The sequence below is a fragment of the Flavobacterium flavipallidum genome (assembly GCF_038289905.1).
Taxonomy (GTDB): domain Bacteria; phylum Bacteroidota; class Bacteroidia; order Flavobacteriales; family Flavobacteriaceae; genus Flavobacterium; species Flavobacterium flavipallidum.
The window spans coordinates 1-23,113 of sequence record NZ_JBBYHU010000007.1 but is presented as its reverse complement, the minus strand read 5'-3'; the positions used below and the strand labels follow the sequence as shown (position 1 = coordinate 23,113).

General features: G+C 33.6%; 20 protein-coding genes and 1 rRNA gene. 9 read left to right on the top strand and 12 right to left on the bottom strand.

Annotated elements, in window-relative coordinates; translation table 11 throughout:
- Window positions 1-485: 485 nt before the first annotated feature.
- Entirely contained in the window at window positions 486-1,940 is a 1,455-nt protein-coding gene (locus AAEO59_RS05320; protein ID WP_341699700.1) for a TonB-dependent receptor, read from the bottom strand.
- A 102-nt stretch (window positions 1,941-2,042) separates the two neighbouring features.
- On the opposite strand from AAEO59_RS05320, the gene AAEO59_RS05315 reads away from it, so the two are divergent.
- On the top strand, window positions 2,043-2,807 hold the full coding sequence (locus AAEO59_RS05315; RefSeq protein WP_341699699.1) for an MBL fold metallo-hydrolase: 765 nt from the start codon (window positions 2,043-2,045) through the stop codon (window positions 2,805-2,807).
- A gap of 10 nt (window positions 2,808-2,817) precedes the next feature.
- Window positions 2,818-3,318 (top strand): hypothetical protein, encoded by a 501-nt coding sequence (locus tag AAEO59_RS05310; protein ID WP_341699698.1) that lies wholly within the window; start codon window positions 2,818-2,820, stop codon window positions 3,316-3,318.
- A gap of 130 nt (window positions 3,319-3,448) precedes the next feature.
- On the opposite strand, the gene AAEO59_RS05305 is transcribed toward AAEO59_RS05310, so the two are convergent.
- From AAEO59_RS05305 to AAEO59_RS05290, 4 genes are all read right to left on the bottom strand, one after another.
- Window positions 3,449-4,405 carry a transketolase family protein gene (locus AAEO59_RS05305; protein WP_341699697.1) on the bottom strand — a complete coding sequence of 319 codons (957 nt, stop codon included), beginning with the start codon at window positions 4,403-4,405 and terminating at the stop codon, window positions 3,449-3,451.
- Window positions 4,406-4,471: 66 nt separating this feature from the next.
- A complete protein-coding gene (locus tag AAEO59_RS05300) occupies window positions 4,472-5,320 on the bottom strand; it encodes a transketolase (protein WP_341699696.1) in 849 nt (282 codons plus the stop codon).
- Between the two features lie 435 nt (window positions 5,321-5,755).
- Window positions 5,756-6,313: an RBBP9/YdeN family alpha/beta hydrolase gene (locus AAEO59_RS05295; protein ID WP_341699695.1), complete on the bottom strand. Its 558-nt coding sequence runs from the start codon at window positions 6,311-6,313 to the stop codon at window positions 5,756-5,758.
- A 44-nt stretch (window positions 6,314-6,357) separates the two neighbouring features.
- Complete coding sequence (locus AAEO59_RS05290; protein WP_341699694.1) at window positions 6,358-7,920, bottom strand: protein adenylyltransferase SelO; 1,563 nt, start codon at window positions 7,918-7,920, stop codon at window positions 6,358-6,360.
- Window positions 7,921-8,334: 414 nt separating this feature from the next.
- On the opposite strand from AAEO59_RS05290, the gene tgt reads away from it, so the two are divergent.
- The 6 genes from tgt to AAEO59_RS05260 all read left to right on the top strand — a co-directional run bounded on the left by tgt (window position 8,335) and on the right by AAEO59_RS05260 (window position 15,679).
- Window positions 8,335-9,465, top strand: coding sequence for a tRNA guanosine(34) transglycosylase Tgt (gene tgt, locus AAEO59_RS05285; RefSeq protein WP_341699693.1), 1,131 nt, complete (start codon window positions 8,335-8,337; stop codon window positions 9,463-9,465).
- Window positions 9,466-9,547: 82 nt separating this feature from the next.
- Window positions 9,548-10,636 (top strand): LptF/LptG family permease, encoded by a 1,089-nt coding sequence (locus AAEO59_RS05280; protein WP_341699692.1) that lies wholly within the window; start codon window positions 9,548-9,550, stop codon window positions 10,634-10,636.
- Window positions 10,623-11,510 carry a DMT family transporter gene (locus AAEO59_RS05275; protein WP_341699691.1) on the top strand — a complete coding sequence of 296 codons (888 nt, stop codon included), beginning with the start codon at window positions 10,623-10,625 and terminating at the stop codon, window positions 11,508-11,510. Before AAEO59_RS05280 ends, AAEO59_RS05275 begins: the two co-directional genes overlap by 14 nt.
- Before the next feature lie 223 nt (window positions 11,511-11,733).
- Entirely contained in the window at window positions 11,734-12,687 is a 954-nt protein-coding gene (locus tag AAEO59_RS05270) for an acetyl-CoA carboxylase carboxyltransferase subunit alpha (protein ID WP_341699690.1), read from the top strand.
- Between the two features lie 145 nt (window positions 12,688-12,832).
- On the top strand, window positions 12,833-14,380 hold the full coding sequence (gene dnaB, locus AAEO59_RS05265; RefSeq protein ID WP_341699689.1) for a replicative DNA helicase: 1,548 nt from the start codon (window positions 12,833-12,835) through the stop codon (window positions 14,378-14,380).
- A 36-nt stretch (window positions 14,381-14,416) separates the two neighbouring features.
- Entirely contained in the window at window positions 14,417-15,679 is a 1,263-nt protein-coding gene (locus AAEO59_RS05260; RefSeq protein WP_341699688.1) for an asparagine synthetase B, read from the top strand.
- Window positions 15,680-15,681: 2 nt separating this feature from the next.
- Here the strand turns inward: AAEO59_RS05260 and AAEO59_RS05255 are convergent, their stop codons facing one another.
- From AAEO59_RS05255 to thrS, 7 genes are all read right to left on the bottom strand, one after another.
- Window positions 15,682-16,065: a hypothetical protein gene (locus tag AAEO59_RS05255; protein WP_341699687.1), complete on the bottom strand. Its 384-nt coding sequence runs from the start codon at window positions 16,063-16,065 to the stop codon at window positions 15,682-15,684.
- 139 nt (window positions 16,066-16,204) lie between these two features.
- On the bottom strand, window positions 16,205-16,876 hold the full coding sequence (locus AAEO59_RS05250; protein WP_341699686.1) for a response regulator: 672 nt from the start codon (window positions 16,874-16,876) through the stop codon (window positions 16,205-16,207).
- 10 nt (window positions 16,877-16,886) lie between these two features.
- Window positions 16,887-18,626 (bottom strand): tetratricopeptide repeat-containing sensor histidine kinase, encoded by a 1,740-nt coding sequence (locus tag AAEO59_RS05245; protein WP_341699685.1) that lies wholly within the window; start codon window positions 18,624-18,626, stop codon window positions 16,887-16,889.
- A gap of 146 nt (window positions 18,627-18,772) precedes the next feature.
- Complete coding sequence (gene rplT, locus AAEO59_RS05240) at window positions 18,773-19,117, bottom strand: 50S ribosomal protein L20 (protein WP_026714940.1); 345 nt, start codon at window positions 19,115-19,117, stop codon at window positions 18,773-18,775.
- A gap of 119 nt (window positions 19,118-19,236) precedes the next feature.
- Window positions 19,237-19,434 (bottom strand): 50S ribosomal protein L35, encoded by a 198-nt coding sequence (gene rpmI / locus AAEO59_RS05235; protein WP_007810722.1) that lies wholly within the window; start codon window positions 19,432-19,434, stop codon window positions 19,237-19,239.
- 85 nt (window positions 19,435-19,519) lie between these two features.
- Complete coding sequence (infC, locus tag AAEO59_RS05230) at window positions 19,520-20,071, bottom strand: translation initiation factor IF-3 (protein WP_341699790.1); 552 nt, start codon at window positions 20,069-20,071, stop codon at window positions 19,520-19,522.
- A 22-nt stretch (window positions 20,072-20,093) separates the two neighbouring features.
- Window positions 20,094-22,040, bottom strand: coding sequence for a threonine--tRNA ligase (gene thrS, locus AAEO59_RS05225; protein ID WP_341699684.1), 1,947 nt, complete (start codon window positions 22,038-22,040; stop codon window positions 20,094-20,096).
- Window positions 22,041-22,919: 879 nt separating this feature from the next.
- On the opposite strand from thrS, the gene AAEO59_RS05220 reads away from it, so the two are divergent.
- Window positions 22,920-23,113: ribosomal RNA gene (locus AAEO59_RS05220) — 16S ribosomal RNA — on the top strand; the annotation flags it as partial.

Genomic DNA, 23,113 nt, shown 5'->3' with positions numbered 1-23,113 from the left:
TGTTTGTAAAAGTCAAATAAAGAATTGTCATTTTCTAAGTCTCTAACTGATAAATTAGATTTATGAAGTTTACCTTTTTCCGTTATTTGTACATGTCCTCGTTCGGGAAATATGACATAACCACCTTTTTTAAGGTATGATTTTCCCCAAGCTATTCGATTATCAATTAGTAAATCGCCTGATTTTGTTTCTTTTTTTAATTGTTCGTCACTTAATTGACTATAAAAACGATTTTTACTTCTTCAATTAACTCTCTTGTTTTGAATATTTTACCACTTTTTAATACCTCTAGTATTGGTACAAATGTTTCGTCAAATTTTGGTATCTCTATATTCTTATTGTTGTTTTTTTAGATGAAGTATAATTGTTTTATTGTAATATTGATATTTCCAAAAATAAGATTAATATTTCAAAAGCATCATCGTAAATAACAAAAAAAACGCCACAATCACTTGCAGCGTTTTTATATAAAAATGGAAATAGTTTTATTCTGTGAAAACTTTGTTTGGGTCGTAACCAAAAAGTTGTTTTTCTTTGATGATTTCGGCAACTCCGGCAGGTAACATTGGTTCCCAACCCGGTTTCCCTTGATTGATCATTTTTAATACTTCACGTGAAAATACTTTTAGATTTTCAGGATTGTAATCTTCTACATCAATTACTTTTCCGTTGAACTTGAAGAATTTGTACAATTCTTTCATTCTTGGATGTACTTTCAGATTTTCGGAAGTAGTGATTTCTCCATTTTCGTCCAGCATTGGGTACAATAGTACTTTCATGTCGCGGAAGAATAGTTTTCCAAAGGCTTCCAAAATTCCACCACTTAAATGGCGGTAGTATTTCTCGTCAAAAATATCGACTAAGTTGTTAACTCCCATTGCCAGTCCCATACGGGCTTTAGTATAGTTAGCAAAATATTCGACTACTTTGTAATATTCCTGGAAATTAGAAATCATTACGGTTTGTCCCAGTGAACACAGTAATTCGGCGCGATCCATGAAGTCTTTTTCGTCAATTTCTCCGTCTGAACGTAAGTTAGACAAGGTGATTTCAAAAATAACTAGGGTATTTTCTTTGTCAACCTTATTTTCTTCGAGAAACATTTTCAAGGATTTCTCATACATGTCCATATTTACCTTAGTAACCGGACGGAAACTACCTCTTAAAGCCAGAATGTTTTTTTTGTATAAAACGGCTGCAGGAAGAATGTTTTTTGCCTTAGGATTAAACATTACGGCATCAGTCATTCCGTTTTTAACGAGTTGCAAACTGATCAAACGATTGTCTACATGAGCAAAACGAGGTCCTGAAAAGTTAATAGTATCAATTTCCAATTGGTCTTTATCCAAGTGGTCGTATAAATAGCGAAGTAATTTTTTAGGATCGTCGTATTTGTAAAAAGCTCCGTAAATTAAATTTACACCCAGAATTCCCAGTGTTTCCTGTTGAAGTTTGGCATCGGTTTCTTTAAAACGAATATGAAGAATAATTTCGTTATAATCTTCGTTAGGATCAATTTGATAACTGATTCCTACCCAACCGTGGCCTTTAAATTGTTTAGCAAAGTCGATTGTGGCTACCGTATTGGCGTAGCTAAAGAACATTTTGTTAGGGTGTTTGTCGCGACTCAGTCGTTTTTCGATAAGACTTACCTCATGCGACAACATTTTCTTCAGTCGGTTTTCAGTAACGTACCTACCATCTTTTTCACTTCCGTAAACAGCATCACTGAAATCTTTATCGTAAGCCGACATGGCTTTTGCAATCGTTCCTGATGAACCACCAGCTCTGAAAAAATGCCTTACTGTTTCCTGTCCTGCGCCAATTTCGGCAAATGTTCCATAAATATTTTCATTTAAATTGATTCGTAGTGCCTTATCTTTTATCGAAGGGATTTGAGCTATGGCTCTGTCTCCTTTTAGTTTTATTTCGGTACTCATTTTTTTAGTTTAAATTTATGTTTTTGCCTGATGTTACAAAGTTAATTAAATAGCTAGCCTTATAAAACAGAAATAATCCTATTTTTGTGAAAAAATTATGATTTGAAGGTATATTTTTTAGGTACAGGTACTTCTCAGGGGATTCCGGTCATAGGAAGTGACCATCCCGTTTGCAAAAGTTCGGACAGTAAGGATAAAAGACTTCGGGTTTCAGTTTTGATCCGATGGGGAGAATATTCCTTTGTTATTGATTGCGGACCTGATTTTAGACAACAAATGCTAACTTCTAATTGTCATAAGGTAGACGGAATCATTTTTACTCATGAACATGCCGATCATACCGCCGGATTAGACGATATCCGCCCTTTTAATTTCCGTCAGGGGGAAATGCCTATTTATGCCCATAAGCGTGTTATAGACAATATGAAAAGCCGTTTTGATTATGTTTTTGAAACCGTCAATAAATATCCGGGTGCACCATCTGTAAAAACGATTGAAGTGGTTAATGATGAATCTTTTTCAATAGGCGATAAAACTGCGATTCCAATAAATGTGATGCATGGCGATTTACAGGTTTTTGGGTATCGCATTGATGATTTTGCTTATTTGACCGATGTCAAAACCATTGCATCTTCTGAAATTGATAAATTAAAGAATTTAAAAGTTTTGGTGGTGAATGCCCTGCGTGAAGAACCGCATTTTTCTCATTTTAATTTAGAAGAAGCTTTAGCTTTTATTGCGTTGGTTAAACCTGAAAAAGCTTATTTAACTCATATTAGTCACATTATGGGATTTCATGAGGAAGTGCAACAAAAACTGCCTGAGAATGTTTTCCTAGCCTACGATAATTTAGAAATCACCCTGTAATAATTTAACAATGAAAAGATCTTTTTTGCTTTATGCCTTTATTTTATTGATATTAGTTAATGTTTTTACCTATTCGTTTTTGAGTAATGAAGTAAAATTTGAACAAGGTAGGTATCAAAGAACAACCAAGAAATTAAAAGATAGTTTGAATTCATTAACGAATAAATTGAATGATGCGAATTATTTTTCGTTAGAAAAAAATGAAAATGCGCAAAACTATTTTGATACGGCTGTAGCCAATAAAACCATTCCGTATGAAAAACTGATTCCTGTTATCAAGGAAAAATTGGTAGATTTAAATGCTAATCCAAAAGGAAATCCTTATACGGGTCAGGATCAGATTGGAGCAAATAAGTTTGTAATTAATAAAGTGAAAGTTTTGAACCACCGATGGATTATTGCCGATTTTAGCGATGGGAATATGTGGGGTGAAGTATTGTTGAAATACTTTGTAAACGAAGATGAAAGTATTTCTTTTGAAGTGATACAATCGTTGCTTTATGCAAAATAATTATTTTTTTACCATATAAGTCATATAAGAAATACAGGTTGTGCTAGTATTTTTTATGGTTTTAGCATCAATAAAAAATCCCATCTCGTTGAAAACCAGATGGGATTTTTAATTTATTGTTGATTCAGAATTATTTTTTTCTTGCAATCACTCTTTCTACAGCTTCAACAATCGCCTGATTGTTTAATTTGTATTTTTCCATCAATTGCTCAGGAGTTCCTGATTCACCAAAACTATCTTTAACGGCAACAAATTCCTGTGGAGTTGGGTTGTTTAAAGCTAATACACCTGCAACACTTTCTCCAAGTCCTCCTAAATAGTTGTGTTCTTCAGCAGTTACAATACATCCTGTTTTAGCTACCGATTTCAAAATAGCTTCTTCATCTAATGGTTTAATTGTATGGATGTTGATTACTTCAGCAGAAATCCCTTTTTCTTCTAATTTTTCTGCAGCAATTAAAGCTTCCCAAACTAAGTGACCTGTAGCAACGATTGTTACATCAGTTCCTTCGTTTAACATGATAGCTTTTCCAATTACGAAAGGCTCGTCAGCAGGAGTAAAGTTAGGAACTACCGGACGTCCAAAACGTAAGTAAGCAGGACCATGGTGATCAGCAAGTGCGATAGTAGCCGCTTTAGTTTGGTTGTGGTCACAAGTATTGATAACTGTCATTCCTGGTAACATTTTCATCAAACCGATATCTTCAAGGATTTGGTGAGTAGCTCCGTCTTCTCCTAAAGTTAATCCAGCGTGAGAAGCACAGATTTTTACGTTCTTATCAGAGTAAGCAACAGATTGACGAATTTGGTCATAAACTCTACCTGTAGAGAAGTTAGCAAAAGTTCCTGTGAAAGGAATTTTTCCACCAATAGTTAAACCTGCAGCAATTCCAATCATGTTTGCCTCAGCAATTCCGATTTGGAAAAAACGCTCCGGGTGATTTTTCTTGAAATCATCAAACTTTAATGATCCAATCAAATCCGCACAAAGTGCCACTACATTTTCATTTTTTTGACCTAATTCAGTCATACCCACTCCAAAACCTGAACGGGTATCTTTACTTCCTGTATTGATATATTTTTTCATTTTCTTTTTTTAGATTTTAGGTAGTATTACATTGAATACTAATTTCTGGATACTTAATACTGCTTTCTAGTAATCTCCTAAAGTTGCTGGATTTTGAGATAAAGCATTTTCAAGTTGAGCATCATTAGGTGCTTTACCATGCCAAGCATGACTGTACATCATATAATCAACACCATTACCCATTTCAGTATATAATAATACACAAACCGGTTTTCCTTTTCCAGTTTTAGCTTTTGCTTCAGCCATTCCAGCTAAAATTGCTTCAATGTTATTACCTTCTTTTATTTCTAAAACTTCCCAATCAAAAGCTTCAAATTTAGCACGAAGACTTCCCATACATAAAACTTCGTCAGTAGTTCCGTCGATTTGTTTACCATTAAGGTCAACAGTAGCAATTAAATTATCCACTTTTTTAGCAGATGCATACATGATTGCTTCCCAGTTTTGACCTTCCTGTAATTCACCATCACCGTGAAGTGTATAAACGATTTTATTGTCGTTGTTTAATTTTTTAGCTTGAGCAGCTCCAATTGCAACTGACATCCCTTGACCTAAGGATCCTGATGCAATACGTACTCCTGGTAAATTATCGTGAGTAGTTGGGTGTCCTTGTAATCTTGAATTTAACAAACGGAAAGTCGCTAATTCAGAAACAGGGAAATAACCGCTACGGGCTAAAACGCTATAAAATACAGGAGAGATGTGTCCGTTTGATAAGAAGAATAAATCTTCACCAATTCCGTCCATGTCCCAACCTTCTTTGCGGTCCATTATATTTTGATACAAGGCTACCAAAAATTCGGTACAGCCTAGAGAACCTCCCGGGTGACCTGAATTAACAGCGTGAACCATACGAAGGATATCTCTTCTTACTTGGATAATTAAATCGTTTAATTGTTGAGTGTTAGGTTTCATTTTTACAGTAATAGTTAAACTGTTGCAAATGTAATTTTTATTTTGCCGTAAGACAAGTGATTTTTGGAATTGTTTGACAGCAATGGTAACCAATGATTATTGTATTAAGTACACTTTTGATTCTATTTTAAACAAAGTAGAGGGGGTGTTATAAATGTAAATTTTACACTAATTTTTTTAATTGATACTTATGTAGTCATTGCTATTAGTGATTTGATGGAATTTGCTCGCTGAATTGGCATCTTTTGATTTTTCTAATAGTTTTAATTATTTGAAATTATTTTCAGGATTATTTTCAGGATTATTTTCAGGAATATTTTTTAGAAAAGAAATAATGTTTTTAACAATTTTACCATCAACTGTTATAAAATGATTTTACTGGTTATTTGTTAGAAAACGTTATAGTAGCAAAAAAGCCTCATTTGAGGCTTTCGTTTAATTTTTGTTTTCGGTAATTAATTGTATTAAAGTTTGTAATAGTTCTTGTCCTTCTTCCCAAAGTCCTAATTGAGAGGCAAAGTTGAGATGACCTTTTGGACCTACATTATAAAACTGACTTCCCCATTGTTGAGACAAAAATTCAGCTCTTTCAACCGAAATGTAGGGATCATTAGAACTGCTAATTACAATAGATGGATAGTTTAATTTTGATAATGGAATAGGAGCAAAGTTCCATATTTCTTCCGGAGTATGTTCAGCCGATTCCACATCGGCGGGAGCGACCAGTAAAGCACCAATAATTTTTTCGGTATCATTTTGTTGCGACCAATGCGCTACTAATGAAACCGCCAGACTATGTGCTACAATAACGATAGGTGTTTCGATGCTTTTGATTGTAGTATCTAAATTTTTTAACCAATCTTGTAATTGCGGTTGGTTCCAGTTGTCCTGAACTACTTTTTTGGTATTTGGAAAATACTGTAACCAATTGTCCTGCCAATGTCCGGTTGTTGAATCGCCTAATCCGGGAACTATTAATAAGGTGTGTTGCATGTTTACTTGGGTGATTTTTGGTGTTAAAAAAAGTGGGTTAAAAACTAAGAACTACAAGACAACATCGAACATCCTACTTTATTTCTGGCCCAATCGGGACGTTTAGCGAACCATTTTTTCATATTTTCCTGTTCGGAATACGGATTTTTCAATAGATTGAAAAGTTGATCAATCAAGCTATAGTCACCTTTGTCGGCTGCATCGATGGCTAATTGCGCCATATAATTTCGAAGCACATATTTTGGATTGACAAGATTCATTTTTTCAGCACGTTCAGTATCCGTTTCTTTTTCTAATAGCAATCTTTGGCTGTAACTTTCGAACCATTTATTCCAAGCTTCGGTTATTTTAGGGAATTCTTCTATTGAATTATAAAAAGCTTCCTGGATGTTTACGGTACCTTGTTCTGGTTTGTCTTTTTCGAACTGACTTAAATTTCGATAGAAAATAGTCATGTCAGTTTCGGTTAGATGCAAATTGTTTTCTAATTCCTGAATGAGTTTTTGATCGTTTTCATTTTCGGTGAAAAGCCCAATTTTAGAACGCATCATGTTGAGGTATTTTTTTTCGAACGAAGTACCAAAATCGGATAGAATAGCTTCTAATCCTTCTGTCTCTCCAATTAATGGATATAACGCATTGGCGAGTTGGTACAAATTCCAAAGGACAATATTGGGTTGGTTTCCGTAGCGATAGCGTTTGTGTTGGGAGTCGGTCGTATTAGGTGTCCAGCCGTAATCATAGCCTTCGAGCCAGCCGTAAGGACCGTAATCGATGGTTAATCCCAGGATTGACATGTTATCGGTATTCATTACTCCGTGTACAAAACCCACTCGTTGCCAATGAATAACCATTTCCAGACTGTTTTCGGCTACTTTTTTGAAAAACTGTAAATAAGTTTCTTTTGAAGGTGTTCCTAATTCGACATAAAAATGTTTTATAGTATAGTCAACTAAGGTTTTGAGTGTTGGAACATCATTTCGGACTGCCAGAATTTGATAGTTTCCAAAACGCAAAAAGCTGGGTGCAATTCGGCTAACGATGGCTCCTTTTTCATAAGCAGGATTCCCATTATAAAGCATATCTCTTAAAACAGAATCTCCGGACAAAGCAAGCGATAAAGCACGTGTAGTAGGAACGCCTAAGTGAAACATCGCTTCGCTGCATAAATATTCTCGGATGGAAGAGCGTAAAACGGCTAATCCGTCGGCAGTTCTGGAATATGGTGTTTTTCCGGCTCCTTTGAGTTGGATAGCCCAGCGCTGGTTGTTATGGATGATTTCGGTTAAATTGATAGCACGTCCATCGCCTAATTGTCCTGCCCAGTTACCAAATTGGTGTCCACCATAACACATGGCATAAGGCTGGGTGTCAGGTAAAACTTCGTTTCCGGTAAACACATTTTTGAATTTTTCTGTTTGCGAATCGTCTTTGGATAATCCTAAGTTTTCAAGCATTTCCGGCGAAACGTGAAGTATTTGAGGATTGGTAGTTTTTGTAGGTGTTACAAATGAAAAACAAGCATTTTCAACCTGTCTGACGTAGTTTTCTGTTATTGGGTCGGCTGGTAATTCTTGATTGAAAGTATCCTGAATGTTGAGTTTCATTGTTTTTTGAAATGAAATTATTAGTATTACAAAGTTACAAATATTAAAACCACTTTAAATCTTAAACTTTAGCATTAAGAAGTTAAGGAAATTTAGGTTTAATGATTCTTAATTTCTTAATGGTTGTGCAAAAATCAGCCACGAATTCACTAATTTTTTGATATTATCAAATTTTAAATGGAATTGCACAAATAGAATTCGTGTCAAATATCATGTTATTATTAATTGTCAGGTTAAAAATAAGTTTAGTGAAGCATTTGTGTAATTACAAACGGTTAGTAATTTGTGTTTATTAGTGTAATTCGTGGCTAAAACTTTTAAAAGGTAACGCTCTTATTTTGCTGTTAAAAGACGTAGCTTTTTTCTAAATTAAACTATCTTTGCCAGCCGAACAATCGGAAGAAAAACCTTAGTATGAAGTTTGATTTATTACAAAAAGACCCACTTTCTAAAGCAAGAGCAGGAAGTATAACTACAGATCACGGTGTAATTGAAACGCCAATTTTTATGCCGGTAGGTACCGTTGCCTCGGTAAAAGGGGTGCATCAAAGAGAGTTAAGAGAAGAAATTAATCCTGATATTATTCTTGGAAATACCTATCATTTGTATTTGCGTCCGCAGACTAAAATCTTAGAACAAGCCGGTGGTTTGCATAAATTCATGAATTGGGATCGTAATATTTTGACTGATTCGGGAGGTTATCAGGTATATTCACTTTCGAATAGTAGAAAAATTAAGGAAGAAGGAGTGAAGTTTAAATCGCATATTGATGGATCGTACCATACTTTTACTCCGGAGAATGTAATGGAAATTCAGCGTACTATCGGGGCGGATATTATTATGGCTTTTGACGAATGTACACCTTATCCTTGTGATTATAATTATGCGAAGCGTTCGATGCACATGACGCACCGTTGGTTAGATCGTTGTATTAATCATTTGGATAAAGTGCCTGTAAAATATGGATATGATCAGGCTTTTTTTCCAATTGTTCAGGGAAGTACTTATAAAGATTTGCGACGTCAGTCGGCTGAATATATTGCTAATTCCGGTCAGGTAGGAAATGCCATTGGAGGACTTTCTGTTGGAGAACCAGCGGAAGAAATGTATGCGATGACTGAAGTAGTTACTGAAATTTTGCCGGAAGACAAGCCTCGCTATTTAATGGGAGTAGGGACTCCGATTAATATTTTGGAAAATATTGCCTTAGGCATTGATATGTTTGACTGTGTGATGCCAACCCGTAATGCCCGAAACGGAATGTTGTTTACGGCTAACGGTACCATTAATATCAAGAATAAAAAATGGGAAGCCGATTTTTCGCCAATTGACGAAATGGGAATCACATTTGTAGATACAGAATATTCGAAAGCGTATTTGCGTCATCTTTTTGCTGCCAATGAGTATTTAGGAAAACAAATCGCAACGATTCATAATTTAGGTTTTTATATGTGGTTGGTTCGTGAGGCCAGAAAGCATATCTTAGCCGGTGATTTCAGACCTTGGAAGGAAATGATGGTGAAAAATATGAGTCAGCGTTTGTAAAAAGTTATGAGTTATAAGTTATGGGGTGTGAGTATATCCCCCTAACTTCTAACTTCCAACTTCTAACCTCTAACTTTAAAAAATGTTAACAATATTAGATAAATACATCTTAAAAAGATATTTGGCCACCTTTGCGACGATGTTGCTTATGTTTATCCCAATTGGGATCATCATTGATGTCTCGGAAAAAATCAATTTCATGATTGAAAATAAGGTGCCTTTTCTGGCTATTGTTATCTATTACTATCATTTTACAATTTATTTTGCCAATGCCTTATTTCCAATATTTCTCTTTTTATCGATTATTTGGTTTACTTCAAAATTGGCTAATAATACCGAAATTATTGCTATTCTAGGTTCTGGGATTTCATTTACACGTTTTTTAAGACCTTATTTTATTGGGGCAACAATCATATCCATTTTTGTTTTATTAATGGGGTTTTATGTTGTTCCGGTTTCAAGTGAAGGTTTTAATAATTTTAGATATACGTATTTAAGACGTGATGGGAAGGAGCGAATGCGTGGCGATAATGCTGATGTGTACAGGCAACTTAATGATAAGGAGTTTTTATATGTAAGCAATTTTAATCCGGCGTCTAAAATGGCTTTTAATTTTGCCTTGGAAAAATTTGAAAAGGAAAAAATGGTTTCCAAAATCACTGCCAGCAGGATTAGATATAATGAAAAAGATAGTACCTATACTCTTTTTGATTATACAAAAAGAACAGTAGGGAAACAAGGGGATAAACTCGAAGCCTTGCCGGAAAAGAATGTAAAATTCAAATTTGAACTAGAAGATTTAACTCCAGTAATATATATCGCTGAAACTTTACGTTTAGATAAATTAATTGATTTTATTGATAAGGAAAAAAAACGAGGATCTTCTAATATCAATGTGTATTTGGTAGTATTGTATAAAAAATTCAGTGTGCCTGTTTCGGCATTTATCTTAACTATTATTGCTGTTGCTGTTTCTTCGATGAAACGAAGAGGAGGAATGGGGATGAATCTTAGTATCGGAATTGCTGTTGCTTTTGGTTTCGTTTTCTTTGATAAAATATTTGGAGTTTTGGCTGAAAAATCAACTTTTTCACCTTTTGTAGCCGTTTGGTTTTCAAATTTCGTTTTTGGAATTTTGGCTATTTATTTATTGCGCAATGCCAAACGATAGACTTAAAAGTTATCTAAGTCTTCATTTAATAGTTTTTATTTGGGGATTTACCGCTGTACTTGGAGCTTTAATTAGTATTCCAGCAGACGAAATTGTATGGTATAGAATGCTTATGGCAGCTTTGTTTTTAGGCTTTTATATTTTCTTTTCCAAGCGATCTTTCTTAATTCCTTGGACTTCCTTGTTGCAACTCACTTTTGTAGGATTGCTCATTGCATTGCATTGGATTTTTTTCTTTCATGCTATTCATGTGTCTAATGTCTCGATAACCTTGGCAATTTTTTCATTGGGAGCTTTTCTGGCATCTTTGTTAGAACCTTTATTTTATGGTCGAAAAGTACTTTGGTACGAAGTCTTTTTTGGTTTAGTAATTATTGCTGCATTGTCATTTATTATGCAGGTTGAGGTGTCTTATTTTAAAGGAATGCTGTTTGCTTTTGTTTCAATAATTTTAGGAGTTTTATTTACCTTATCAAATGGGAAACTAATTCAAAAACACGATTCGGCAGTAATTACTTTTTACGAGTTTTTAGCCGGAGTCCTTTTTATTAGTTGTTATTTTGTTTTTGAAAATAAATTCAAGCCCGTTTTCTTTCAGGTTTCGGTTAATAATTGGCTTTTATTACTCGTTTTGTCTTCTGTTTGTACGGCTTATGCATTTACGGCTTCGGTATATGTAATGAAACAATTAAGTCCGTATACAGTAATGTTAACTACAAATTTAGAACCTGTTTACGGAATTGTTTTAGCGTACTTTATTATTGGGGAAAAAGAAAAGATGAGTGCTTCTTTTTATGGTGGAGCGCTATTAATAATTGCGGTGGTAATATTGAACGGGCTGTTAAAATATAAGAAAAATAACAATAAAGGATAGCATATGTCATGCTAATTGTTGTTAATAAATTAATACAATGCTAAGAGTGTTTTTTTTAACTATTTCATAATCAATACGGCAATGTTTTTTTCTTTTTTCTAAAAAGAATTATTGAACAGATTATATCTTTGCCCTCCAATACTAAAATAATAAAATAAGAAGGTGTAAATGATTTAAAGTTTTATATTTGCACTTCTAAATAAAATAATAACGCACAAATCCTATGGAATATTTAGATTTTGAGCTTCCAATAAAAGAACTTGAAGAGCAATTAGAAAAATGTCAAATTATTGGACAGGAATCAGAGGTTGATGTAACGGCTACATGTGATCAAATCAATGAAAAGTTGGTTGAGACCAAAAAGAATATTTATGGAAACCTTACCGCTTGGCAGCGAGTACAGCTTTCAAGACATCCAAGTCGTCCTTATACTTTAGACCATATTAGAGGACTTTGTGGCGAAACTTTTTTAGAACTACACGGTGATAGAAGTTTCAAAGATGATAAAGCCATGGTAGGTGGTTTAGGAAAAATTGGTGGTCAGTCATTTATGATTATTGGTCAGCAAAAAGGATACAATACTAAAACACGTCAATATAGAAATTTCGGGATGGCAAATCCTGAGGGATATCGTAAAGCTTTACGATTGATGAAAATGGCTGAAAAATTTGGAATTCCTGTTGTTACTTTGATTGATACTCCAGGGGCTTATCCAGGTTTAGAAGCTGAGGAACGTGGACAAGGTGAAGCGATTGCCAGAAACATCTATGAAATGGTTATACTTAAAGTGCCAATTATCTCTATTATTGTTGGAGAAGGGGCTTCAGGTGGAGCTTTAGGAATTGGAGTAGGTGACCGTGTTTATATGTTAGAAAACACATGGTATTCTGTTATTTCTCCAGAATCTTGTTCTTCTATTTTATGGAAAAGCTGGGAATATAAAGAGAAAGCAGCCGAAGCTTTGAAATTGACTTCTTCTGATATGAAAAAACAAGAGTTAGTTGATGATGTAATTCCAGAGCCATTAGGAGGAGCACATTATGATAGAGAAACTACTTTTAAAACAGTTGAAGAATATATTTTAAAAGGATACAATGAGTTGAAAAAATTGTCAACAGCTGATTTAATCGCTCAAAGAATGGATAAATACACTAAAATGGGGGAGTTTAAAGAATAACAACTTTATTTAATAGTATAGCGTCCGTCTCGTTGTGAAATGAGACGGATTTTTTTATGGTTATAAACAAAAAAACGATAGTTGTAAACATATTCTAATGATAACTATAATGTGTTTTTTTTAAAATTTGTGTTACTTTCGTGGTATGGAAAATTTCAAAAACGTGAAACCTGTTAAGGTCGATAAAGCTACAATAATTAACCTGGAAAAAGGGAAGTTGCCGCCGCAAGCAGTTGATTTAGAAGAGGCTGTGCTGGGAGCTATGATGATTGATAAAAAGGGTGTAGATGATGTTATTGATATTCTACAGCCGGATGCCTTCTATAAAGAATCGCATCGACATATATTTGAGGCGATTGTTCAGTTATTTACTGAAACGCAGCCAATCGATTTGTTGACCGTTTCTGCTCAATTGAGAAAAAATGGAAAATTAGATTTAGCCGGAGGTGATTTTTACTTAATTCAGCTTACGCAAAAAATATCCTCTTCGGCACATATTGAATTTCACTCGAGGATTATTCTTCAAAAATTTATTCAGCGTAGTTTGATTCGAATTTCTAACGAAATAATTGAAGACTCTTATGATGAAACTACAGATGTTTTTGATTTGTTAGATAAAGCCGAATCTAAACTTTATGAGGTTACACAAGGAAATATTAAACGTAGTTCCGAAACGGCTCAGAGTTTAGTACTTCAGGCAAAAAAGAAAATTGAAGAGATTAGTAAAAAAGAAGGATTAAGTGGTGTAGAAACTGGTTTTACTAATTTGGATAAATTAACTTCAGGATGGCAACCAAGTGACTTGATTATTATTGCTGCCCGTCCTGCCATGGGAAAGACAGCTTTCGTATTATCAATGGCACGTAATATGGCTATTCAATACGGACATGGAGTTGCTATATTTTCGCTGGAGATGGCGTCTGTACAGTTAATTACCCGTTTAATTTCATCTGAAACTGGTTTGTCTTCTGAGAAATTAAGAACAGGTAAGTTAGAACCACATGAGTGGACGATGTTAAGTACCAAAGTAAAAGATTTAGAAAAAGCACCATTGTTTATTGATGATACACCTTCGCTTTCTATTTTCGACTTAAGAGCCAAAGCCAGACGTTTGGCTTCCCAACACGGAATTAAAATTATTATCATTGACTACCTTCAGCTAATGACTGCTGGAGGAAATCAAAAAGGAGGGGGAAACCGTGAACAAGAAATTTCTACTATTTCCCGAAACTTAAAAGCTTTGGCAAAAGAGTTAAATGTTCCGGTGATTGCACTTTCTCAGTTATCGCGTGCGGTAGAAACCCGTGGTTCCAGTAAGCGTCCGTTGCTTTCCGACCTTCGTGAATCGGGAGCAATTGAGCAGGATGCGGATATCGTATCGTTCTTATATCGTCCTGAATATTATAAAATTGACGAATGGGATGATGATGAGGCAGCTCCAACTGCAGGTCAGGCCGAAATTATGATTGCAAAACACCGTAATGGTGGTATTGAAAACGTACGTTTGAAATTCTTAGGACATTTAGGGAAGTTTGATAACTTAGATGATTACGGAAGTGGATTTGATGATGATTTGCCATCGTCAATGAATAATCATGATGACAATAGTTTTATAACTAAAAATTTACCATCACCACATGAAGCATTTGGAAGTAATCTGAATGATGATGACGATGATGATATGCCATTTTAATATAAAAAGCGCTATATTTGAAATAAAACATTCCTAATGGTTTTTAGAAATATAGCGCTTTTCATTTTTATTTTATTTTCCTTCACAGCCAAGGCTTCTTTTATTTTGTTGCCAATGGATGAAAATTCCCAGCAAAATCATCTGAAAGCTTACGGAATTACCTATTGGTGTTTGGATAAAAAATATAAAGCCAGCTGGTTATTGAATTACCGAGGTGGTTCTTTTTTATTACCCGATGCTGCTGAAATTCGAAAAGAATGCCAAATTAGAGGCGTTAGTTTCGAAGTTTTATCAGATTCAGAACAACAAGGTATTTTAGATGAAATTGCAAGTCCGTCACAAAATATGGAAAATGTAATTTTAGAGAAGGCTCCTAAAATTGCTGTTTATACTCCAAAAGGCAAACAGCCTTGGGATGACGCTGTTACTTTGGTTTTAACCTATGCCGAAATTCCTTTTACTGCAATTTATGACGAAGAAGTTTTAAGTGATCAATTAGTTCTTTATGATTGGTTGCATTTACATCACGAAGATTTTACGGGACAATATGGGAAATTTTATGGTTCTTATCGTAACGCACCTTGGTATATAGGACAAAAAAAAGAAGCTGAAAATCTGGCGGGAAAACTTGGTTTTTCAAAAGTTTCTCATGAAAAAGGAGCTGTCGCTAAAAAAATCAGAGATTTTGTCATTGGAGGTGGTTTTATGTTTGCTATGTGTTCAGCAACGGATAGTTTTGATATTGCATTAGCAGCAGATGGTGTAGATATTTGTGAAGCTATGTTTGATGGAGATCCAAGCGAATCCAACTATCAATCCCGACTCAATTACGATAATTCGTTTGCATTTAAGAATTTTGTTCTTGAAAGAAGACCAGAATACTATGAGTTTTCAGATATCGATATGACAGAAAAAAGGAGGGTTTCAATGGAAAAAGATTATTTCACTTTGATGGAATTTTCGGCTAAATGGGATCCAATTCCTAGTATGTTATGTCAAAATCATACTCAATTGATAAAAGGTTTTATGGGGCAAACTACTGCTTTTGATTCGCAACTAGTGAAATCAAATATATTAGTTTTGGGTACTTGTGAAATTGACGGTGAAGCAAGGTATATTCACGGTCAAAAAGGAAAAGGAATGTTTAGTTTTTACGGAGGTCATGATCCGGAAGATTATCAACATAAAGTGGGTGATTCTCCAACAGTTTTAGATTTACATCCCAATTCACCAGGCTATAGATTGATTTTAAACAATGTTTTGTTTCCGGCTGCAAGAAAGAAAAAATTAAAGACTTAATTTTATTCATCTAGTTTTAGTTGGTATCGAAATCCATTGATATCAGTAGCTATGATTCTATTGGATTGAATATGCTCGCTTACTATTTCTATTTCTTTATTTTCGTCATTTTTTATTGTACCTTCAGCTATTTCTCCTTGAAGATTTATAATGCCTTTTACATCATTTCCATCCTCATCTTTCCCCTTTATTTGATGTGTGAATTTATCATCTAGGTTAAAAGAGTGAGAATAAGTATATTTAGTTAATTGCGCTTTTTTTTCTATTGAATTGGTTAGTTTGTCTTTAGTTAGACTTTTTATGTTTTCATTAGAATTTATACAGGAATAACAACAGCTGATAAAACTAATTAAAATTGCTTTATTTTTTATTTTAAAGTTGTGCATAGTTTATCTCTTCTGTGTTTTATTAAATCATAATTCAAAATTAAATTATAATAAAAAGACTTCTTTACGGTTTTCCGTAAAGAAGTCTTTTTGTTGAATGAAATCGATGAAATGCAATGTCTTACATTGTGAAAATAAATTAGATTAATCCTAGATCTTTTGAGAGTGCTATTAGGTGTACGTTATTATTCGCTTTAAAATAATTTTTGAGTTTATTGATTCGTTTTTCAATACTGCTATTTCCATTAGGTTCAAGGCCTTTTTCTTTGAATTCTTTCGCAATGTCATTAATCATGAAGCCTTTTGCTAATAATTTTAATAACTCAATTTCATAAGCTTCAATTTCAATAATGTTTTTTTGATTCAGATTATATGTTGTTTTTTCAGGCAAAATAATTTTAGTCTCAGAGATGTAAATTTCTTGAATAGCTTTTTTAAGTTCAGTAAGACTATTTCTTCCTTTTATGACGTAGGCATTAATGTTATAATCTTCAAAAAGTGATTTTATTTTATATGATTTGTCTTCAATTGAGAATACAATTGTTTTTATATTGGGTTGGAATTTCTTTACATCAGCAATAAGTTCTTCACCATTGGTAAGCTTATTTTCTCTGAAATCTTCTTTAAAAGATAAATCGGTTATTAATAGATCAAAAGGACAATTATCTTGTTGCGCTTTTTTAATTTTTAAAGATGCTTCGTCACAATATTTAGCTTGTTGTATTTCGGTAATGTGTAAGCTTTTTAAAGTTTCATTGATACTTTGAATTATGGAATCTAGGTCTTCTACAATTAGTGCTTTTTTAAACATTTGAGTTGTTTTAAGATGGAATGACAATATTGGTTTTAACTCCCTTATTTTGGTTGTTATCAAAAGTTATTGTCCCGTTGATAGTAGTAATTCTGCTTATTATATTTTGGAGCCCACTTTTTTTGTTTATTAAATTAAAATCAAAACCCACACCATTGTCGTAATAATTGATAAGTAAATTGTTATTCTGATTTTTAAATGAAATCAATACTAAAGTGCTGTTACTATGTTTTTTCATGTTTACTAATAATTCTTGAATAACACGATAAATTGTTATTTTCTTTAACGAGTTTATTTTATTCCAATTTATTTCTTCTAAATTATTAATAATTATATTTACAGTATTACCACTAAAACTGGTAATCATCTCTTTTAGATGTGTTTCGTAAAGTTCTCCTGTTTCGATAAAATTGTTTTCTCTTGAAATATTCCGGGTTGTAGAATAGATTGCGTCTAAGTTTTCTAATAATTTTTCTGTTGCTTCAGGAGATGATAAATCATGTGTTTCTGCGAAATTGATCGTTTGATAGATTTCGTTTGCTAATTCATCATGTAATTTTTTAGCAATCCTTATTTCAGTATTATATGAGGTTTGAATTTTTTCTTTCTTGTTTTTTTGAACAAGATAATAATATATAAATGCAGTAATAAGTATTAGGAGGATGATAATAAAGGCAACAAGAATATTTTTGTTGGCCTCTAATTGCTGTTGTAATTCTTTTTCTTTTTTTAGTTTTAAATTTTCCTCTTTTTCTTTTTTTGAATCGTATTTTAATTTAGCAAAATAATTTTTGGCTTTTTGTCTGGCTTGATTGATACTGTCATTAATTCGGATGTAGTCTAATGAATATTTTTTTAATTCCTCACCTTTACAATGTTTAATAAATAAACTTAATGCTATAAGTCTATCGTCAGGATTATTATACTCAGTAGCTTTTTGATAGAGTAAATGGATATAATTTAATGCTTTTTGGGGATTACTATTGATGTAGTACTCGTATAAGTTGTAATAATTAGCGGTTAGATCGTAGTCATTATCAGCTGTAGAATCTAAATTTGAATTTAATTTTAAAGATTTACTTAGATAAGAAAGAGCGTTCGCCTTACCAAGTTTCATATTGCAATAGCCAATGTCATTTAATACTCCTGAGAGATAATATCTATTTCTTTTAATTTCTTTATTATTTAAAAGTGGTGTTAAGATTTGTAATGCTTTTTTGAATTCTCTCTTTTCTTTATATACATGACCAATGTTTAGTTTGTTCATTGCATCTTGTTGATTGTTTATCTTGTATTTTGATGCTGTATGATAAGAATGTAATGCATTGTCAAATTCTCTAATATAGTTGTAATTCCCAGCTAACATAGAATTGAATTTGTAAAGATATCTATGGCTTTTTATTTTGTATAATATATTTAAACTTTCTACGATACTATTTTCTGCACCTGCATAATCCCCTTGAATTTGTTGGGAAGCTGCCAAAATAAACATATTAGTTGCGTATTTATCTAAGTCCGATATAGGATTGATTTCTAATCTTATTTTATTAGCATAATAGAACGCACTATCATATTTAGAATTATCATAATATTTATTCGCAAGTTGGTAGTATTTGTCAACTTGTTGTTTGTTGAATATAGGTTTAGAAATAATAGTAGTCTCTTTTTTCTTTTCACAGGAATTGATGAAGAAAGCAAGAAAGAGTATATTTATAATTGCTATTTTGGAAAATAATTTTAGGGTATTCATCTTAGGCTAATAATAGAACTAAAATACTATTTTTCCTAAGAATATAAAATGAAAAGAAATTATTCTTGTATAAAAAAACCTCATTTGAGTTAACAAATGAGGTTTTCTATGTAAGTAAGTAGTCTTAAATTGAGTTGATAAAACGTTTATTTTACTTTGTTAAGTACAGCTTTGAAAGCTTCTGGGTGGTTCATAGCTAAATCAGCAAGAACTTTTCTGTTCAATTCGATTCCGTTAGCTTTTACTTTACCCATGAATTGAGAGTAAGACATTCCTTCTAATCTAGCTCCAGCGTTAATACGTTGAATCCATAATGAACGGAAGTTTCTCTTGTTTTGCTTTCTGTCACGGTAAGCGTAAAGCATAGCTTTTTCTACCGCGTTTTTAGCAACTGTCCAAACGTTTTTACGACGACCAAAGAAACCTTTGGCTTGTTTCATTATTTTTTTTCTTCTTGCTCTTTTAGCAACTGAATTTACCGATCTTGGCATAATTTTTAATTTTATTTTTGTAGCAGGCGACCCGAATTTAATCAAGAGTGCTTATTGGCCATACTCCAAGGTTATTAAATTGTTTTAACCTAAAGAATTTTAAATTGACAATTTGTCGATTAGATAATTCTTAATTGTTGTTTGATGCTTTTCATATCTGTTGAGTGAACTAGCGCTGAGTGTGTCAAAGCTAATTTACGTTTTTTAGATTTTTTAGTCAAGATGTGACTTTTAAAAGCATGCTTTCTTTTAATTTTTCCAGAGCCAGTAACTTTAAAACGTTTCTTAGCGCTAGATTTTGTTTTCATTTTAGGCATTTTTCCTAGTTTTTTTAATTTATTCTTACTTACTTATTTTATTATTGTCTTAGGTTTTTAAGTCGGTAAACTTAATTTCCTTTGACTATTGTTTTTTTTTCTTAGGAGCAATGAACATAATCATTCTTTTTCCTTCAAGAACTGGTAATGCTTCAACTTTACCGTGTTCTTCTAAGTCCTGAGCTAATCTTAATAATAAGATTTGACCTTGGTCTTTATAAATAATCGAACGTCCTTTGAAGAATACAAATGCTTTTAACTTAGCACCTTCTTTTAGGAATTTTTCAGCGTTCTTTTTCTTAAATTCATAATCATGCTCATCAGTTTGAGGTCCGAAACGAATTTCTTTAACGACAACTTGTGAAGATTTCGCTTTTAGAACCTTTTCACGTTTCTTTTGCTCATAAACAAATTTTTTGTAATCCATGATTTTACAAACCGGAGGATCAGCATTTGGTGAAATTTCGACTAAATCTAATTCTAGTTGATCGGCTAAACGTAATGCATCTGAAGTTTTGAAAACTCCTGTTTCTACATTTTCACCTACTAGTCGTACTTCAGGTACACGAATAAGATTGTTTATTCTGTGTGCATCTTTTTTTTCTACTCGAGGTTGAAAACCTCTATTGTTTCTTATTGCTATGGCTTTAAAATTTAAGTTAAACTGTAAATACTTTTAATGTCTTGTTTATTTCTTCGTTAACAATTGCTGCAAATTCTTCAATTGTAACGCTAATGTTTCCTTTTCCTTTTTGACCTTGACGACGTATTGAAATCGTTCCGTTTTTCTCTTCTTCTTCTCCTACAATTAGCATAAATGGGATTTTTTGTAACTCTGCATCCCTGATTTTTTTACCAATGGTTTCGTTTCTATTGTCAATTAGCCCGCGAATTTCGTGAATTTCCAGCAAATCTAAAACTTTTTTGGCATAATTTTCATATTTCTCGCTCAAAGACAAGATTATAGCTTGCTCTGGCATTAACCATAGAGGGAAATTTCCTGCTGTATGTTCTAGTAAAATAGCTATAAAACGTTCCATTGAGCCAAATGGTGCTCTGTGAATCATCACTGGGCGATGTAGTTCGTTGTCTGATCCTTTGTAGGTTAGCTCAAAACGTTCCGGAAGGTTGTAATCAACTTGGATTGTTCCTAATTGCCATTGTCTTCCTAAAGCATCTTTTACCATGAAGTCTAGTTTTGGCCCATAAAAAGCAGCTTCCCCATATTCAACAACGGTGTTTAAGCCTTTATCTTTTGCGGCATTGATAATAGCGTTTTCAGCTTTCTCCCAGTTTTCATCTGTTCCTATATATTTCTCCTTGTTTTCAGGGTCTCTTAAAGAAACTTGTGCAGTGAAGTTTTCAAATCCTAACGAACCAAATACATACAATACAAGGTCAATTACTTTTTTGAATTCTTCATCTAACTGCTCTGGAGTGCAGAAAATATGAGCATCATCCTGAGTGAAACCGCGTACGCGCGTTAAACCGTGTAATTCACCAGACTGTTCGTATCTATATACGGTTCCAAATTCAGCATAACGCTTTGGCAGGTCTTTGTATGACCAAGGTCTTGTGTTGTAAATTTCACAGTGGTGAGGGCAGTTCATAGGTTTCAATAAAAACTCTTCTCCTTCAGCAGGTGTGTTTATTGGTTGAAAGCTATCTGCTCCGTATTTGGCATAGTGACCAGAAGTAACATATAGTTCTTTTTGTCCAATATGTGGAGTCACAACTTGCTCATAACCGGCTTTTTTCTGGGCTCTTTTTAAGAATTGTTCTAAACGATCTCTCAAAGCAGCACCTTTTGGTAGCCACAAAGGAAGTCCTTGACCTACCTTTTGTGAGAAGGCAAATAACTCTAATTCTTTACCTAGTTTTCTATGATCGCGACGCTTTGCTTCTTCAAGAAGTTCAAGGTATTCAGTTAAATCCTTTTGTTTAGGGAAAGAGGTTCCGTAAACACGGGTTAATTGTTTGTTTTTTTCATCTCCTCTCCAGTATGCTCCAGCTACGCTCATTATTTTTACAGCTTTGATGATTCCGGTATTTGGAATGTGTCCGCCTCGACATAAGTCTGTAAAAGTTGAGTGATCGCAAAATGTAATTGTTCCGTCTTCAAGATTAGAGATTAATTCTGTCTTGTAAACATTGTCTTTGTACATTTCTAATGCTTCGGCTTTTGTAACCGGGCGCATTTTAAATTCGTGCTTACCTCTGGATATTTCTAGAATTCGGTCTTCGATTTTTTTGAAATCAGCCTCTGTGATTTTTTGGTCTTCAAAGTCAACATCATAATAGAATCCGTTTGCAATAGCTGGCCCTAAAGTTAATTTGATGCCTGGGTACATTTCCTCAAGGGCTTGAGCCATTACGTGGGAAGTCGAATGCCAGAATGCTTTTTTTCCATCGGCATCATTCCAAGTGTATAATGTAAGACTGCCGTCCGTGGTTAGCGGAGTTGCTGTTTCAATAGTTGTACCATTGAAAGATGCTGAAATTACATTTCGTGCAAATCCTTCGCTAATGTTTTTAGCAACATCCATTGGAGTTACGCCTGAGGCAAACTCTCTGACTGACCCATCGGGCAAAGTAATCTTAATCATTGTTAATTTAATTTTGAGAGTGCAAATATATAGTATTCGAAAAATACATACAATATATATTATAGTATGTTTCCGGTAATTAAATTATGAAATAATCTAATACATACATAATAGTATTTTTTTTGGAGCAATTTCCTGCTATCGGCTACAATCTTGTTTGCCGAACGCCGGCAAACAAGGATTTTTGCTACTACCTGCCTGCCGGCAGGCAGGTCAGGGCTAGGGGATTGAGGTAAAAACAACTTTTTTACTCTAAATTCAGGAAAATCCCTTAGCGAATCTTTACGAAAAGCCATAAATCATGGTGTTCATCTGTCAAAACTCCTACAAACTTAAAAAACTTCAAAAAATAAGCATCAGGTTTTCAATTGATTAAAAAATAAATGAAAAATAGTAGATAAAATCTATTGTTTAATCGAATAAAGGTTCTACTTTTGCACCCGCAACAGCGAAAACGTTCTAAGAAATACAGGCTAATAAGAAGTAATAAAGTAAAACGAGAGTTTGAAAAAAAAGTTTAAAAAAAGCTTGTGAGATTTTGAAAAGCGTTTTACATTTGCACCCCGCAAAGCGCGCAAGTTATTTGAGATATTGAGTAAGGAAAAAGGAGTTGAGCTTCGAAAATAAATCGAAAAAAACTTTAAATTTTTCTTGCTAAATTAAAAAGAAGTTGTACTTTTGCACCCGCTTCGAGAAACAGTGCTACTGCGCTGATAAATGAAGAGAAAATAATAAAGACACGTTCCTAGACATATTGAATTGACAGCCGTCCCGATTACTCGGGACATAAAAAAATAAGAGTAATAGAATCGTGAGATTTGAAAACGACCACTAGATCTGATATCGCATAAAAAAAAGAGATTTAATCTCAAACAATATACGATGAAGAGTTTGATCCTGGCTCAGGATGAACGCTAGCGGCAGGCTTAACACATGCAAGTCGAGGGGTATAGGTTTTCGGACCTAGAGACCGGCGCACGGGTGCGTAACGCGTATGCAATCTACCTTTTGCTGAGGGATAGCCCAGAGAAATTTGGATTAATACCTCATAGTATAACACAATCGCATGATTG

What these genes read in the sequence shown, in the direction of transcription:
- AAEO59_RS05320 (WP_341699700.1), bottom strand. Translation starts at nt 1,940, where the DNA reads ATGAGTACCGAAATAAAACTAAAAGGAGACAGAGCCATAGCTCAAATC.
- AAEO59_RS05310 (WP_341699698.1), top strand. Translation starts at nt 2,818, where the DNA reads ATGAAAAGATCTTTTTTGCTTTATGCCTTTATTTTATTGATATTAGTT.
- AAEO59_RS05305 (WP_341699697.1), bottom strand. Translation starts at nt 4,405, where the DNA reads ATGAAAAAATATATCAATACAGGAAGTAAAGATACCCGTTCAGGTTTT.
- AAEO59_RS05300 (WP_341699696.1), bottom strand. Translation starts at nt 5,320, where the DNA reads ATGAAACCTAACACTCAACAATTAAACGATTTAATTATCCAAGTAAGA.
- AAEO59_RS05295 (WP_341699695.1), bottom strand. Translation starts at nt 6,313, where the DNA reads ATGCAACACACCTTATTAATAGTTCCCGGATTAGGCGATTCAACAACC.
- AAEO59_RS05290 (WP_341699694.1), bottom strand. Translation starts at nt 7,920, where the DNA reads ATGAAACTCAACATTCAGGATACTTTCAATCAAGAATTACCAGCCGAC.
- tgt (WP_341699693.1), top strand. Translation starts at nt 8,335, where the DNA reads ATGAAGTTTGATTTATTACAAAAAGACCCACTTTCTAAAGCAAGAGCA.
- AAEO59_RS05280 (WP_341699692.1), top strand. Translation starts at nt 9,548, where the DNA reads ATGTTAACAATATTAGATAAATACATCTTAAAAAGATATTTGGCCACC.
- AAEO59_RS05275 (WP_341699691.1), top strand. Translation starts at nt 10,623, where the DNA reads ATGCCAAACGATAGACTTAAAAGTTATCTAAGTCTTCATTTAATAGTT.
- AAEO59_RS05270 (WP_341699690.1), top strand. Translation starts at nt 11,734, where the DNA reads ATGGAATATTTAGATTTTGAGCTTCCAATAAAAGAACTTGAAGAGCAA.
- dnaB (WP_341699689.1), top strand. Translation starts at nt 12,833, where the DNA reads ATGGAAAATTTCAAAAACGTGAAACCTGTTAAGGTCGATAAAGCTACA.
- AAEO59_RS05260 (WP_341699688.1), top strand. Translation starts at nt 14,417, where the DNA reads ATGGTTTTTAGAAATATAGCGCTTTTCATTTTTATTTTATTTTCCTTC.
- AAEO59_RS05255 (WP_341699687.1), bottom strand. Translation starts at nt 16,065, where the DNA reads ATGCACAACTTTAAAATAAAAAATAAAGCAATTTTAATTAGTTTTATC.
- AAEO59_RS05250 (WP_341699686.1), bottom strand. Translation starts at nt 16,876, where the DNA reads ATGTTTAAAAAAGCACTAATTGTAGAAGACCTAGATTCCATAATTCAA.
- AAEO59_RS05245 (WP_341699685.1), bottom strand. Translation starts at nt 18,626, where the DNA reads ATGAATACCCTAAAATTATTTTCCAAAATAGCAATTATAAATATACTC.
- rplT (WP_026714940.1), bottom strand. Translation starts at nt 19,117, where the DNA reads ATGCCAAGATCGGTAAATTCAGTTGCTAAAAGAGCAAGAAGAAAAAAA.
- rpmI (WP_007810722.1), bottom strand. Translation starts at nt 19,434, where the DNA reads ATGCCTAAAATGAAAACAAAATCTAGCGCTAAGAAACGTTTTAAAGTT.
- thrS (WP_341699684.1), bottom strand. Translation starts at nt 22,040, where the DNA reads ATGATTAAGATTACTTTGCCCGATGGGTCAGTCAGAGAGTTTGCCTCA.